Origin of the sequence: Paraburkholderia unamae, from assembly GCF_003096875.1 — a bacterium.
Taxonomy (GTDB): Bacteria; Pseudomonadota; Gammaproteobacteria; order Burkholderiales; family Burkholderiaceae; genus Paraburkholderia; species Paraburkholderia unamae.
The window spans coordinates 861,795-876,110 of record NZ_QEOB01000001.1; the positions used below are offsets into that span (position 1 = coordinate 861,795).

Annotated in this window: 9 protein-coding genes; 3 read left to right on the forward strand and 6 right to left on the reverse strand. The window is 68.8% G+C overall.

The window, feature by feature from the left end; all coding sequences use genetic code 11:
- Positions 1 to 49 precede the first annotated feature (49 nt).
- Both C7402_RS03810 and C7402_RS03815 read right to left on the reverse strand, forming a co-directional pair.
- On the reverse strand, positions 50 to 877 hold the full coding sequence (locus C7402_RS03810) for a carbon-nitrogen hydrolase family protein (protein WP_112171868.1): 828 nt from the start codon (positions 875 to 877) through the stop codon (positions 50 to 52).
- A gap of 92 nt (positions 878 to 969) precedes the next feature.
- Positions 970 to 5,334, reverse strand: coding sequence for a YhdP family phospholipid transporter (locus C7402_RS03815; protein ID WP_116609633.1), 4,365 nt, complete (start codon positions 5,332 to 5,334; stop codon positions 970 to 972).
- Between the two features lie 290 nt (positions 5,335 to 5,624).
- Here C7402_RS03815 and glnE point away from each other — a divergent pair, with 290 nt between their 5' ends.
- Positions 5,625 to 8,432, forward strand: a complete 2,808-nt coding sequence (glnE, locus tag C7402_RS03820) for a bifunctional [glutamate--ammonia ligase]-adenylyl-L-tyrosine phosphorylase/[glutamate--ammonia-ligase] adenylyltransferase (protein ID WP_116609634.1) — start codon at positions 5,625 to 5,627, stop codon at positions 8,430 to 8,432.
- Here the strand turns inward: glnE and C7402_RS03825 are convergent.
- The 4 genes from C7402_RS03825 to C7402_RS03840 all read right to left on the reverse strand — a co-directional run bounded on the left by C7402_RS03825 (position 8,429) and on the right by C7402_RS03840 (position 11,761).
- Positions 8,429 to 8,749, reverse strand: a complete 321-nt coding sequence (locus C7402_RS03825) for a type II toxin-antitoxin system RelE/ParE family toxin (RefSeq protein WP_116609635.1) — start codon at positions 8,747 to 8,749, stop codon at positions 8,429 to 8,431. The genes glnE and C7402_RS03825 overlap by 4 nt on opposite strands.
- The gene (locus C7402_RS03830; RefSeq protein ID WP_116609636.1) at positions 8,746 to 9,027 is read right to left on the reverse strand and encodes a type II toxin-antitoxin system Phd/YefM family antitoxin; all 282 of its coding nucleotides are present in this window, start codon (positions 9,025 to 9,027) and stop codon (positions 8,746 to 8,748) included. The genes C7402_RS03825 and C7402_RS03830 overlap by 4 nt, the downstream gene beginning before the upstream one ends.
- Before the next feature lie 101 nt (positions 9,028 to 9,128).
- A complete protein-coding gene (recN, locus tag C7402_RS03835) occupies positions 9,129 to 10,817 on the reverse strand; it encodes a DNA repair protein RecN (protein ID WP_116609637.1) in 1,689 nt (562 codons plus the stop codon).
- A 32-nt stretch (positions 10,818 to 10,849) separates the two neighbouring features.
- Complete coding sequence (locus C7402_RS03840) at positions 10,850 to 11,761, reverse strand: NAD kinase (RefSeq protein ID WP_112171864.1); 912 nt, start codon at positions 11,759 to 11,761, stop codon at positions 10,850 to 10,852.
- Positions 11,762 to 12,006: 245 nt separating this feature from the next.
- Here C7402_RS03840 and hrcA point away from each other — a divergent pair, with 245 nt between their 5' ends.
- Together hrcA and hemH are read left to right on the forward strand one after the other, a co-directional pair.
- Positions 12,007 to 13,026: a heat-inducible transcriptional repressor HrcA gene (gene hrcA / locus C7402_RS03845; protein WP_181565578.1), complete on the forward strand. Its 1,020-nt coding sequence runs from the start codon at positions 12,007 to 12,009 to the stop codon at positions 13,024 to 13,026.
- A 201-nt stretch (positions 13,027 to 13,227) separates the two neighbouring features.
- Entirely contained in the window at positions 13,228 to 14,295 is a 1,068-nt protein-coding gene (gene hemH, locus C7402_RS03850; protein ID WP_116609685.1) for a ferrochelatase, read from the forward strand.
- The last annotated feature ends 21 nt before the right edge of the window (positions 14,296 to 14,316 follow it).

Genomic DNA, 14,316 nt, shown 5'->3' on the forward strand with positions numbered 1-14,316 from the left:
ATCGATCGATGAGTCTGTCTAAAGAAGATTCGGGCGCGATGCTGCGAAATCAAGCGCAGTCGAGCACGCGATGCCGCCACGCGGGCAGGCTCGCGCGCACCGCGGCGATGCGTTCGTGGTCGATGTCACCGGCCACGACGCCTGCCTCTTCGTCGTGCACGGCCACGATCTCGCCCCACGGGTCGATCAGCATGCTGTGGCCCCAGGTGCGCCGGCCGTTCTCGTGCTTGCCGCCTTGCGCCGCGGCGAGCACGTAGCACTGGTTCTCGATCGCGCGGGCGCGCAGCAGGATTTCCCAGTGCGCCTTGCCCGTGGTGTACGTGAACGCCGAGGGCACGACCATCAGCGCGCAATCGCCCATGCGCCGGTACAGCTCGGGAAAGCGCAGATCGTAGCAGACCGAGAGGCCGACCCGCCCAAACGGCGCCTCGAAGGTGCGCACCTCGGCGCCGGGACGGATCGTGCGCGCCTCGTCGAACGATTCGGCGCCTTTTTCGAAGTTGAAGAGGTGGATCTTGTCGTAGCGCGCGCGTTCTTCGCCGTTCGGGTCGAACACGAGCGTGGTGTTGAGCACGCGGTTTTCTTCGGGCGCCTTCAGCGGCAGCGTGCCGCCGATCACCCACACGCCGTGCCGCTTCGCCGCGTCGGCGAGAAAGCGCTGGATCGGGCCGTCGCCATGCGGCTCGCGAATGGCGAGCTTGTCGCTGTCCTTGTGGCCCATGAAGCAGAAATATTCGGGCAGCAACACGAGGCGCGCGCCCGCGGCGGCGGCCTCGGCGATCAGCTTTTCGGCCTCGGCGAGATTGCGTTCGCGATCCGGCGTGCTGACCATCTGCAACGCGGCGACGCGAAACGACTCAAGGGGAGTAGCGCTCATCGGCGGATCTTGAATGAGGTTGGGAAGCCTCGCGCATATTGCGTACCCGCGAGGCGCGCCCGGTGTGCGCTCAGTTCGCGCGTGGTGCGCGTTCAGTGCGCGGCGGCGGGCGTCTGCGCGTCCATCTTACCCTGATCGCCGGGCAGCCGCTCGACGTGCGGTTTGGACCACGGGCCCGTGATCTGGAAGTCCATCGCGAAGGCGTGTTCGAGCGTGTGCGAGAGCACGATGTCGCCGATCAGCGCGCCCAGCCCGAAAAGCGGATTGATGATGGCCGCCGCGACCACGCCCGCGCCCGCGCTGACCGTCGGCACCACGCGCACGCGCAGGTCTTGGGTTTCGTGCGCGAGGTCGACGCTGCCCGCCATCGTCGCGCGCGCGGGCGCGGTGACGAGCTTGAAGTCGTTGGTGCTGCCAATGCCGTTCTGGATCTGCCCGGTGCCCGTCACGCTCGTGAAGGGCAGGCCTTCGCCGATCACGTCGCGGAAGTCCATCTGCGCGAAGCGCGCGAGGCTTTGCAGGCTCAGCACGCCGAGCAGCTTCGCCACGCCAGGATCGACCTTGAGGATCTGGCCGTGGTGCAGATCCAGCGCGAGGTTGCCGTTGAGCGACGGGAAGTCGACGCGCGTCGGGCCGCCGCGCCACGCCAGGTTGCCCGTGAGCGTGCCCGAGCCCGACTTGAGCACGTGCGGCTTGCCGGCGCGCTCGAGCAGCGCGCCGGCGTCCTTGATGTCGAGATGGAAGTCGAGCGCGGTGCGGCGCTCTGCCTGCATGCCGGCGGCGGCCGAGTCGTCGCTCGCGCTGGAGTCGCCCACCGCGCGCCAGTTCTCCGTGGCGGTGAAGTGCGCGTCCGGATTGATGATGTCGAGCTGGTCGAGCTGCCAGACCGGCACGCCGTTGTCGTCGTAGTTGTGCGCGTTCACCTGGAGACGGCCGAAGTCGCGCCCGCGCACGATGAGCTGGTTCACGACGAGATCGATCGACGGCATGTTCTGCGCGGGCTGCGACATCGCCTGGCCGAGCAGGTCGTTTTCGGTGGCGGCGGGCACGGTGAGGCGCGCGAGCCGGGCTTCGAGCGTGCCGGGGGCGCCCGGCACGGCGCCGGGCTTCCACGCGACGTGGCCCGACACCTGGTTGGAGGCGACGTTCGCCTGCCATTCGTTGCCGCGCTCGCCGCTGCGCGACGCGCCCAGCACGACGTTTTCCCAGTGCCGCTTGAGCAGCGTGAGCATGCCGACGTGCACGGCGAAGCGCGAAGGCAGGAATTGCCCGACTGCGCCGTTGGGAGCGAGCGGGGAGGACGCGGCGGTGGCGGGTGCGGCGGCCGTGGCGCTCGTGGCGTTGGTTGTGTTGGCGGTGCGGGTTGCGTTCGACGGCAGGTTTGGCTGTGCGGCCGCCGCAGGCGCGGGCGATGCACCTGGCAGCTGGGCTTGCGCCGCCGCTGCACGCAACTGCTGGACCACCGCGCGCCACGCGTCGGCGTCGAAGGTCGGCAGGTCGACGGCGGCCGTCACGCCTTCCGAAGGCAGGTCGGCGGGCCGGTTCATGCCGATCGCGCCGCGCATCACCTCCGGCACCTGGCCGGGATGGCGTTTGAGCACATAGCGCGCCGCGAGCGGCCCGAGCGTGAGTTCGGCGTGCTGGAACGCGGCAGCGTCGGCGTCGCCTTGCGTCGCGTCGCCCGTGCCCGGCTGCAACGCGAAGCGCAGCGGCATCGGCTCGCCCACTTTCTTGCCGAACGGCGCGGGCAGGTCGAGCCCGAGGCCGGTGAGGTCGGCGTCGGCCTTCACGTCGGGCAGATGGCCGCGCTCGCCCGCCACCGAGAGCGAGTAGGGCGCCGCGCCCGAAAGGCGGCCGACCACGGCCGCCGCCGTGCCGCGCAGGTCGAGCCCGCGCGCCGCGTCGACGGCCACGTCGCCCGCCACGTTCACTGAATAGCGGCCGTCCTCGTGCAGCCCGCCGCTCGCGCGCAGGTCGCCGCCGAGAAAGCGCGCCGTGAGCCGCTCGACGGTGGCGCTGCGGTTCTCGAAGCGCACGCGGCCGTTGAGCTGGGAGATCGGCGGGAGGTGGGCCGCGGTGAGCGTGTTGTTCTCGAAGCCGACGGCGCCCGCCACCAGCACCTTCGGCATCGGCTTGCGCGGAATCGTGAGCTTGAGCGCGAGCGTGGACTGGCCTTGCGCGTGTAGCTTCGCGGCGGCGTGCTTCGACATGTAGCCGAGCGAGCTGTTGTCCGCGTAATCGAGCAGGTCCGCGAGCGGCCCGCGCCCGCTGCCCTCGATCACGATGTCGGAGCCCTTGATGCCCAGCTCCTCGATGCGCCCGCTCACGTTGCGCAGCACGAAGTTGCGGTAGTGGCCGCGCTCGACGTCGAAGCGCAGCTTGTTCTCGTGGAGCTTGAACACGCCGTCGATGCCGTCGAACGCCGGCCAGACGTTCGGCGCGCCGTTGCGCATCGGGTGCGGCGGGAACGGCGACGGGTCGAAGCGCCCGCCCGCGAACGGCGCGACGATGCGGAACTGGCCCGCCTCGGGGTCGCGCGAGTAGGGGAATTTGGTCAGGTCGCCGTGGATCTCGATCGTGGCGCCCTTCGAGAGCCCCGCTTGCAGGCCGTGGCCGAGATAGATGCGCGTTTTCTCGCTGATGCTGGTGGGCAGGTAGCGCGGGATCGCCTTGACCTGGGCCTCGTCGAAATGGGCGACCAGGTCGAGCGAGCCGCGCCCCTTGCCGGGGTTCGTGTAGTGCGCGGTCAGCTTCGCGCGCGCGTCGGCGTTTTGCACGCCGAAGTCTGAGACGTCGACGGTGAAGGCCTTCAGGCGGTTGCCGGGCTCGCGCTCGGCGGCCACGGTCCATTTGGCCGCGCCGTAGAGGCGGTCGAACGTGAGGCGCGGATTGTCGAATACGCCGGGCAGCGTGATGGCCGCTTGATGGGTGTCGAGGTTGAGGCTGCCGTGCGACTCGTCGGCGTCGATATGTCCCCAGAGATTCTCTACGCCCGGCAGGCCCGCGCGCGGGTGACCGCGGGGCGTGAGGCCCGGCCCCGGCTCCTGTGCGTTCACGCTGATGCCTTGCAGGTCGCCCTTGAAGCGATAGTGGGTGATCGGCTCGAGGCTCGTGGAGCGCTGCTCGGCGGCGGCCTCGCCCGACTCGGGCTTCGCGCGCTCGAGGCCCAGCTCGTAGTTCGCCACCAGCCCGCGCGGGTCGAAGCGCACGAGCGCGTTGAGCACGCGCCCCGGCAGCGGCAGCGCGCGCATGAATTCGGCGAGGATGCCGAGGTCGATGCGGTCGCCGCGCACGCTCATGAGCTGCCCGTGCTGGAGCGTTTGCTGGCGAAAGCGCGCGTCGAGCGTCGTGAGCGCGAGCGAGCGCGTGAGCGGCGTGCCGTCGTCGAGCGGCGGCTGGCCCAGTTCGGCGTGGAAGTCGCGCAGCTTGAGGGTGAAGTCGCCTGGCTCGAGTCCCACGCTCCAGTGGAAGCCCGCGACGGGCACGTCGAGCAAGGGCTGCGTGGGCCGCACGCGCAGCGCGACGTTGGTGCCTTCGAGCGCGCCGCTCGCTTCCAGAATGCGGCCGTTCGTGAAGTGCGCCCAGATCGAGTTGTCGATGCGCCCGGCGTGGGTGGCGATCGGCATGTGGATGTAGCGCGCGAGCGTGGGCAGATCGACGGGGCCGGTCGACAGATAAGTGTCGCCGGTCCAGCCGATCGGCTTGCCGGCCTGTGCGAAGCGCGCGTGCGTGAAGTGCGCGCGGAAGTCGAGCGGGCCGTGCAGCACGGTGCCCTCGGCGGGCGCCTGGAGCGCGACGCGGTGGTCGTAGCCGTCGTTGAGGATCGCAAGGCGGATGTGCGAGAGCGCGAGGTCGGGGACGTCGCGCGTGGCGTCGTGCCAGCGCAGCGTGCCGCCGCGCAGCACGATGGCCTGCTGGCGCATGAGCCAGGTCGTGAACGTGGCGTTGCCCGTGTGCGCGGTCGGCACCGGCACGCCCGCGATGGTGAGCGTGCCGTCGTCCTCGCGGGCGATGTGCACGTCGGGCTGCTCGACCACGATGCTGGAGAGCAACGGCTCAAGCAGCACGACCGAGCGCCACGACACCGAGGCCGTGGCGTGCGGCACGTCGAGCGCGATCTCGCCGTGGCGGTCGCGGATCGTCAGATCGCTGATGTCGATGCCGGGCTGGAAGCCCGACCAGTGCGGCGCGAGCTTGCCGATGCGGAATTCGGCGTGGATCTTCTCGGAGACGAGCTTCTCGATGCGCGGCCGGAAGTTGTCCACTTGCGGCAGCACGACGTAGCGCAGCCCGAGCAGCAGGACCGAGACGATGAAATACAGGACGAGCGCGATGATCGCCAGCACGCGAAACGTGTGGCGCAGGATCGGGTGATGATGGTGCGGACCCCCTGGCTCGGTAGTCTGGCTGGCATGTCCAGATTGGGGTAGGCCGGCGTGATCGTTTCGCTCGGACATGCTGCGGCGGGTGGGGTATGGTAGCGTTGCGTTCTAACCACGAAATGTATCACACAGGGCCGCCTGGACGACCATCCGGGGAAGCCGGGATGGCTGTGCGGCGCGTGATGCACATGACTTATTGCACCGCAGCGTGCGCGATGCCGGATGCATCGGCGGGCCTCGGCGCGCAGCGGCAAAAGCGCCGGAAAGGTCGGTAAGCGGTGCAATCGTTGCACAGGGCGGACCCTCCCGATCGAGCCACGGCAACCCCAGACACGAGACAGCGCCTTCCTGGCAAGCAGCCCTTCATGACCGACATCCCCCTTCTGAGTTCCAGTTATTCCCGTTACGCCGCGCGTGCCTACGCCGCGCGTCCCGAACTGGCGGCGCAGGTCGAGGCGCTGGCCGCCGCACCGCTCGCGCGCGAGCGCATTGTCGCGCGGCTCGACGCGCTGAGTGCGCAAGCAAGCGCCGCACCCGGCGCGCCGCTCACCGACGAACAGTTGAAGAAGGTGCTGCGCCAGTTGCGCGTGGAAGTGATCTGCGCGGTCATGGAGCGCGATCTCGGCGGCGTGGCCGATGTCGCCGAGGTCACGGGCAGCATGACCGATCTTGCCGAAGTCGCGATCCAGCGCGCGCTCGCCTGCGTGAGCGCCGACCTCGAAACGCTGTTCGGCGAGCCGCGCGGCCCCAATGGCGAGCGCCTCACGCTCGGCGTGGTGGGCATGGGCAAGCTCGGCGGGCGCGAGCTGAACGTGTCGTCGGACATCGACCTGATCTTCGTTTATGAAGACGACGGCGAAACCACGGGCGGCCAGCGCTCGCCCATCGCCACGCAGGACTTCTTCACGCGCGTGGGCAAGCGCCTGATCGGCGCACTGAGCGACGTGACGGGCGACGGCTTCGTGTTTCGCGTCGACATGCGGCTGCGCCCGAACGGCGACTCGGGGCCGCTCGTGTGCAGCCTCGGCATGCTCGAAGAGTACTTCTACGTGCAAGGGCGCGAGTGGGAGCGCTACGCGTGGATCAAGGGGCGGCTCGTTTCCGAGGAGGAAAGCGAGAGCGCGCTGCGCCTCGCGCGCCAGCTCGACTCGCTCGTGAAGCCCTTCGTGTACCGGCGCTACCTGGATTTCGGCGTGATCAGCGCGATCCGCTCGCTGCACGTGCAGATCCGCCAGGAAGCGCAGCGGCGCGCGATGATGCGCCCCGACAAGGCCGACGACATCAAGCTCGGGCGCGGCGGCATCCGCGAGATCGAGTTCAGCGCCCAGGTGTTCCAGCTCATTCGCGGCGGCCAGGACGCGGGCTTTCGCGTGCGCCCCACGCTCGCCGTGCTCGGCTACGCCGCCGCGCGCGGGCTGATCGCGCCCGAGGTGTGCAGCGACCTCACGCGCGCCTATCACTTCCTGCGCGTGCTGGAGCACCGCCTGCAATACCGCGACGACGCCCAGACGCACGCCATGCCCGTCGATCCCGGCGAGCGCGCCGCACTCGCGCAGTCGCTAGGCTTCGCCGATTACGCCGCGCTGATGACGACGCTCGACGGCCACCGCGAAAGGGTGGAGCGCCAGTTCGTGCAGATCTTCTCCGACAAGGTGGGCGGCGAGACCGGCAATGGCGCGGCCGACGACGGCGCTGCCGCGTGGGTCTGGAGCACCGCGCTGGGTGAAGAGGGTGCCGACGGCGGCCTGCTCGAGCGGCTCGCCCAACTCGGCATCGACGACCCCGCGCCGCTGCTCGCGCGCCTGCGGGGCCTCTGGCAGTCGTCGCGTTACGCGGGGCTGCCCGAAAAGAGCCGCGAGCGCTTCGACAGCGTCGCGCAGCGCGCGCTCGATGCCGCACGCACGCTGGAACCGCGCGCGCGGCGCGGCGACACCCTCGCGCGCATGTTCGACCTGCTCGAAGCCGTGATCCGGCGCGGTGCGTACCTCGCGCTGCTCACCGAATACCCGGACGCGCTCAACCGCGTGCTCAAGGTGCTGGGCGCGTCGCGCTGGGCGGCGGGCTATCTGATCCGCCATCCCCAACTGCTCGACGAACTGCTCGACGACGAGGCGATTTCCTCGCCCTTCGACTGGCCCGAGTTCTCGCGCCTGTTGCGCGCCCGTCTTGCTGCCGCCGCCGATGTCGAGCAGCAGATGGACCTGCTGCGCCACGCGCACCAGGCCGAAGTGTTCCGCATCCTGCTCAACGACCTCGCGGGGCGGCTCTCGGTGGAGCACGTGAGCGACCGCCTCTCGGAACTCGCCGACGCCGTGCTCGACGTGACCATCGAGACCGTGTGGAAGCAGTACGCCAAGCGCCATCGCGAGGTGCCGCGCTTCGCGGCGATCGCCTACGGCAAGCTCGGCGGCAAGGAGCTGGGCTACGCGTCGGACCTCGACATCATCTTTCTGTACGAGGACGAGGACGAACGCGCCTCGGAGATCTACGCGACCTTCGCGCGCCGCCTCATCACGTGGCTCACCACGGCCACCGGCGCGGGCACGCTGTTCGACATCGATCTGCGCCTGCGGCCGAACGGCGAGTCGGGGCTGCTCGTGACCGACCTCGACGCGTTCCGGCGCTACCAGTTGCGCGAAGGCGACGCGGCGAACACGGCGTGGGTGTGGGAGCATCAGGCGCTCACGCGCGCGCGCTTCTCGGCCGGGGACGCGGCGATCGGCCAGGTTTTCGAGTCGATTCGCGTGCAGGTGCTCACCACGCCGCGCGACGCCGCGCCGCTCGCGAAGGAGATCGTCGAGATGCGCCAGCGCGTGGAGGAGGGCCACCCGAACCGCACCGAGCTTTTCGACCTGAAGCACGACCGCGGCGGCATGGTGGACATCGAGTTCCTCGTGCAGTACTGGGTGCTGCTGCACGCTGCGCAAGACCCCGAACTGATCCGCAATACCGGCAATATCGCGCTCTTGCGCGAGGTGTCGCGCTTCGGGCTCATGAGCGAGGAGGAGGCGGAGACGATCGGCTCGGCCTACCGGCTCTATCGCAAGCTGCAACATCAGTTGCGCCTGGACGGCATGGAGACGGCGCGGGTGGACCCGGCGCGCGTGGAGGCCGAGCGCGCGGCCGTGCTGGCGTTGTGGAAGCGGGTGTTTGGGGAGCGGGGGGAGGGCTAGGGTCTCAGCAGGCGCCTTGCCAGAACGTCTTTCAAGTCTCTGCGCGTGTCGACGATCAGATGGATGTAGATCATCGGGTCGTCGATCTCGTAGATGATGCGGTTCATGCCGCTCACGATCTGCCGGTAGTCCGGAAAGCCCAGCTCAGCGAGTTCGCGGGGAATGTGCCCGTTGCGGGGAAAGGCTTCGAGCTGGTCGATATCGCCGCGGATCCTCGCCGATGTTTCGCGCCAGGCTTGCGGGCCGAATTTGGCAAGCACGTAGCGGCGGATATCTTGCAGGTCGATGCGGGCCGACTGAAGGAAGACAACCTTCATTCAATGCCGTCGTCTTTGTCCATCTGATCCAGTTCCGCAAAGACCTCGCTTGCCGGAGTGAAGCGTCCGGCCTCGATCTCCTTGCGTCCCAAGGTCAGAATCTTCAGAAGTGCCAACGTCTGCTGCATGTCCTCGTAGGACTGGGCGTCCTGTACCACGACCTTGGCTTCGCCGTTTTGGGTAATCAGCATCGGCTCGCCGCTTTCCGTGATATCCCGGATGATTTCGGCGGCGTGGCTTTTGAGATAGCTGATCGGTTTAACCTGGCTTGGCTTCATTTCCACTTCCCGGCGCGGGCGATTGACAGGTCTGAATATAGACCCAAATTCGGACCGATTGGCGGTGATATTTGGGGGAACATCAGCGCGAGGGGACGCCCTCAAGCCGCCAGCATCTCCTTCGCATGCCGCCGGGTTGTCGCGGTAATCTCCAGACCGCCCAGCATGCGCGCGACTTCCTCCACGCGGCCGCCGCGGTCGAGCGGCATGACGGCCGAGACCGTGCCGCCGTTGCCGTCGCCGGACTTCGATACCTGGAAGTGGCGGTCGCCGCGCGCCGCGACCTGCGGCAGGTGCGTGACGCACAGCACCTGGCGCTCGCCGCCGAGCTGGTGCAGCAGACGCCCGACGACTTCCGCCACGCCGCCGCCGATGCCCGTATCGACTTCGTCGAAGATCAGCGTGGGCGTGGGGCTCGCGGCGCTCGCGATCACGGCGAGCGCGAGGCTGATGCGCGCGAGTTCGCCGCCCGAGGCGATCTTCGCAAGCGGGCGCAGTGGCACGCCCGCGTGACCCGCCACGCGGAATTCGATCTGCTCCAGACCGTTCGCGCCGCCGATCGGCTCGCCACTGGACGCGTTGCCGAGCGGCACGAGCGCGACATCGAAACTGCCGCCCGCCATCGCCAGTTCCTGCATGCCCTGGGTGACCGCCGCGCCGAGCGCCCGCGCCGCCTTGGCGCGCGCCTTCGAGAGCTGGTGCGCCTTGGCGAGGTACGCGTCCTGCGCTTTCTGCGCGGCGGCGCGCAGGCCGTCGAGATCGGACGCGGCGTCGAGCGCCGCGAGTTGCTGGCGGCGCGCGGCGTGCTCGTCGGGCAGCGCCTCGGCCTGAAGGCGGAACTTGCGCGCGGCAGAGTGCAGCGCGTCGAGGCGCTGCTCCACCTGCGCGAGCCGGTGCGGATCGAGGTCGAGGCGCTGCGCGTAATGCGAGAGCGAGTAGGCCGCTTCCTGAAGCTGGATCGCGGCGGGGTCGAGCGCGGCGAGCGCGTCGTTGAGTTCGGCGTCGACCTCGGCGAGATCGCGCAGCTTCGAGACGATCGAATTCAACTGCGAGATCATCGCGCCGTCGGATTCCGACAACGCCGCGAGCGCGCCCTGCACGCCGCTGATCAGGTTCGCCGAGTTCGAAAGCCGCACGTGCTCGGCGTTCACCTCTTCCCATTCGCCGGGCTGCGGCGCGAGCTTGTCGAGCTCGGCGAGCTGCCAGGCGAGGCGCTCGCGCTCCAGTTGCAGTTCGCGGTCGCGCGACGTGGCGGTTTGCAGCGCCAGCCGGGCGTCGCGCGCATCGCGCCATGCGCGCGTGACCGTGGCGGCCAGATCGGTGAGGCCCGCGTGCGTGTCGAACAGCTCGCGCTGCGCGTCGGGCCGCATGAGCAACTGGTGCGCGTGCTGGCCGTGGATGTCCACCAGCATCTCGCCCAGTTCGCGCAATTGCGCGAGCGTGGCCGGCGTGCCGTTGATGAAGGCGCGCGAGCGGCCGCCGCTGTCCACCACGCGGCGCATCATGACGGAGGGCTCGCTGTCGCCTGCGTCGACATTCGCGAGCGCCTGCTCGTCGAGCCAGCGCGCGACGTGCGCCGGCGCGTCGAATTCGGCGGTGATGTCGGCGCGGCTTTCGCCCGTGCGCACGACGGACGCATCGGCGCGCGCGCCGAGCGTAAGCGCGAGGGCGTCGATCAGGATCGACTTGCCCGCGCCCGTTTCGCCGGAGAACACGGTGAAGCCAAGGTCGAACTCAAGGTCGAGCGCGGCGACGATCACGAAGTCGCGAATCGAGAGATGGCGAAGCATGGGCGTGTGGTGGGGCTCGGTAGGGCTCGGGTTCAGTCTTCCGGGTCGTTCTGCAACGAGGGGTGCTCGTTCCAGTGCAGCTTCTTGCGCAGCGTACGGTAGTAGCTGTAGCCCACGGGGTGCAGGAAGGGCACGGTGTGGCGCGAGCGGCGCACCTCGATCACGTCGTTCAGTTCGAGCGCCGTGAACGACTGCATGTCGAAGTTCACGTTGACGTCGCGGCCCGCCACGATCTGGATGCTCACCTTGCAGTCGTCCGGCAGCACGATGGGGCGGTTCGAAAGCGCATGCGGGGCAATCGGCACGAGCACGATGCCTTGCAACTGCGGATGCAGGATCGGCCCCTGCGACGAGAGCGCGTAAGCGGTCGAGCCCGTGGGCGTCGCGACGATCAGGCCGTCCGAGCGCTGGTTGTACATGAAGCGGCCGTCCACGTTCACGCGCAGCTCCGCCATGCCGGAAAAGCCGCTGCGGTTCACGACCACGTCATTGAAGGCGAGCGCGTGATAGATCGGGTCGCCGTCGCGCGTGATGCGCGATTCGAGCAGCGAGCGCTCCTCGCGCTCGAACGAGCCCGCGAGCAGTTGCGGCACGACCTCCTGCATTTCGGAAAACGCGATGTCGGTGATGAAGCCGAGACGCCCGTGGTTGATGCCGATGAGCGGCGTGCGGTAGGGCGCGAGCTGGCGGCCGATGCCGAGCATCGTGCCGTCGCCGCCGAGCACCACGGCTACGTCCGCGCGCGCGCCGATCTCTGCGGGCTGAAGCGCGGGATAGCCCTGCGCGCCGATTTCCTCCGCGGTCTGCGCTTCGAACACGACCTCGAAGCCGCGCTTCGCAATGGTCTGGGCGAGCGCCGACAGCGGCTCGGCGATGCCTGGCGTATTGCTGCGCCCGACTAGCGCAACCGTCTTGAACTGGCTCTGGATCTTATGGATCTGCATGCCGGCATTACACCATAGTCAGGTCGCGAAAAGAACCTGGCGCGGGCCCCGGACGCCCCGCCGGGCCTTGCATGCCGCGCCTTCCAGCCCGAAGCCGGTGACACGGCGATGACAAAACGCGAGCGCGAGGCGCGCCGGCCGGGGGCGCGGGCAGCAAGCCGCGCGCCGTGCCGGGCGGCTTGCCCGAAGGCCGCGCCACGCGGCGTACTCGCCGTGAACCCGCCATTAGGCTAAAATTTTCAGTCATGCTAGATCCCCGCGCACAAACCCTCCTCAAAACGCTGATCGAGCGCTACATCGCCGAAGGTCAGCCGGTCGGCTCGCGCACGTTGTCGCGCTATTCCGGCCTGGAGCTGAGCCCGGCGACCATTCGCAACGTGATGTCGGACCTCGAGGAACTGGGGCTCGTGTCCAGCCCGCACACCTCGGCCGGGCGCGTGCCCACGCCGCGCGGCTACCGCCTGTTCGTCGACACCATGCTCACCGTCGAGCCAGGTTCCGAGGACGACGCGGTCACGCGCGCGGTGAAAACCACGCTGCGCCCCGGCGAGCCGCAGAAGGTGGTGGCGGCGGCGGCCAGCGTGCTGTCGAACCTCTCGCAGTTCGCGGGCGTGGTGCTCACGCCGCGGCGCAGCCACGTGTTCAAGCAGATCGAGTTCATGCGCCTGTCCGACAAGCGCATCCTGCTCATCATCGTGACGCCCGAAGGCGACGTGCAGAACCGCATCATGGCGACGCAGCGCGACTTCACGCCTTCCGAGCTGATCGAAGCCTCCAATTACATCAACGCGCATTTTGCCGGCCTTTCGTTCGACGAGGTGCGCCGCCGCTTGCGCGAGGAAATCGACGCGCTGCGCGGCGACATGACGACACTCATGCACGCGGCCGTGACCGCGAGCACCGAGGAGCCCGAAAGCGGCGACACCGTGCTCATCTCTGGCGAGCGCAACCTGCTCGAAGTGGCCGATCTTTCGTCGGACATGGCGCGCCTGCGCAAGCTGTTCGACGTGTTCGACCAGAAAACCAGCCTCCTGCAACTGCTCGACGTTTCGAGTCACGCGCAGGGCGTGCAGATTTTCATCGGCGGCGAGTCGAACCTCGTGCCGATCGAGGAAATGAGCGTGGTGACGGCGCCCTACGAGGTGAACGGCAAGATCGTGGGTACGCTCGGCGTGATCGGGCCGACCCGCATGGCCTACAACCGCGTGATTCCGATCGTGGACATCACCGCGCGCCTGCTTTCGCTCACGCTCAGCCAGAACTGAGCGCCGGGCCGGGGCCACCCCCGCCTTTCCTGAGATCGTCGCCGAAAGCCGCGTTGCGCGCCATTAGCCGAACGGCCAACGTGCGGCGAGCCCGCAAACGGCGGCGCGGCGCCACCCGGTTGGCCTGCCAGGGGCGCCCGCTATAATGCTTGTTTCATGCAACCGTTGCCGCGCGAAAAGCGTGGCGCCACTGACTCGCCTATGCGTTTCGACCTGGAGCGGCCTTCGCAGTCCGCCGCGGCGCATCGCGTCGCCGTGCTGCTCATCAATCTGGGCACGCCGGACGCGCCCACGCCGCGCGCCGTGCGCCGCTATCTCGCGCAGTTCCTCTCCGATCCGCGCGTGGTCGAGATTCCGGCGCCCATCTGGCAGATCATCCTGCGCGCGCTGATCCTGCCGCTGCGCGGCCGCTCGTCGGCGAAAAAGTACGCGGCGGTGTGGACGCCCGAGGGCTCGCCGCTGCGCGTGCACACGCAAAAGCAGACCGACGGCCTGCGCCATCTGCTACAGATCAACGACTACACGGTGCTCGTCGACTACGCGATGCGCTACGGCACGCCCGACATCCCGGCGATGCTCAACCAGCTCAAGCTGGCGGGCGCGGAACGCATCCTGCTCATGCCGATGTACCCGCAATATTCGGCGTCGACCACGGCCACGGCGTTCGACGCGGCGTTCGTCGCGCTGCGGCGCATGCGCAACCAGCCGGAAATCCGCACGGTGCGCGGCTATCACGACCATCCGGCCTATATCGCGGCGCTCGCGGCCCAGGTGCACCAGTACTGGCACGCACACGGCAAGCCCGATTTCGCCGCGGGCGATCGCCTCGTGCTGAGCTTTCACGGCGTGCCGAGCCGTACGCTCGACCTCGGCGACCCGTATCACGACCAGTGCCAGCAGACCGCCGCGCTGCTCACGCACGCGCTGGAACTGACGCCGGTGGAGTGCCGGGTCACGTTCCAGTCGCGTTTCGGGCGCGCGCAGTGGCTCCAGCCGTACACGGCGCCGACGCTGCGCGAGCTGGGCGCGGGCGGCGTGCGGCGCGCCGACGTGTTTTGCCCCGGTTTCACGGCCGACTGCCTCGAAACCATCGAGGAAATCGGCATGGAGGTGCGCGACGAATTCCTGCATGGCGGCGGCAAGGAATTCCACCGCATTCCGTGCCTGAACGCCTCGCCCGCATGGATTTCGGCGCTGGGCGAGATCGTTGCGCAGCACTTGCAGGGCTGGCCCGTGCAGGCCGCGGCGAGCGCCGGCGCGGTGGCCTGAGTGGTCACCTCGGCGGCTCAT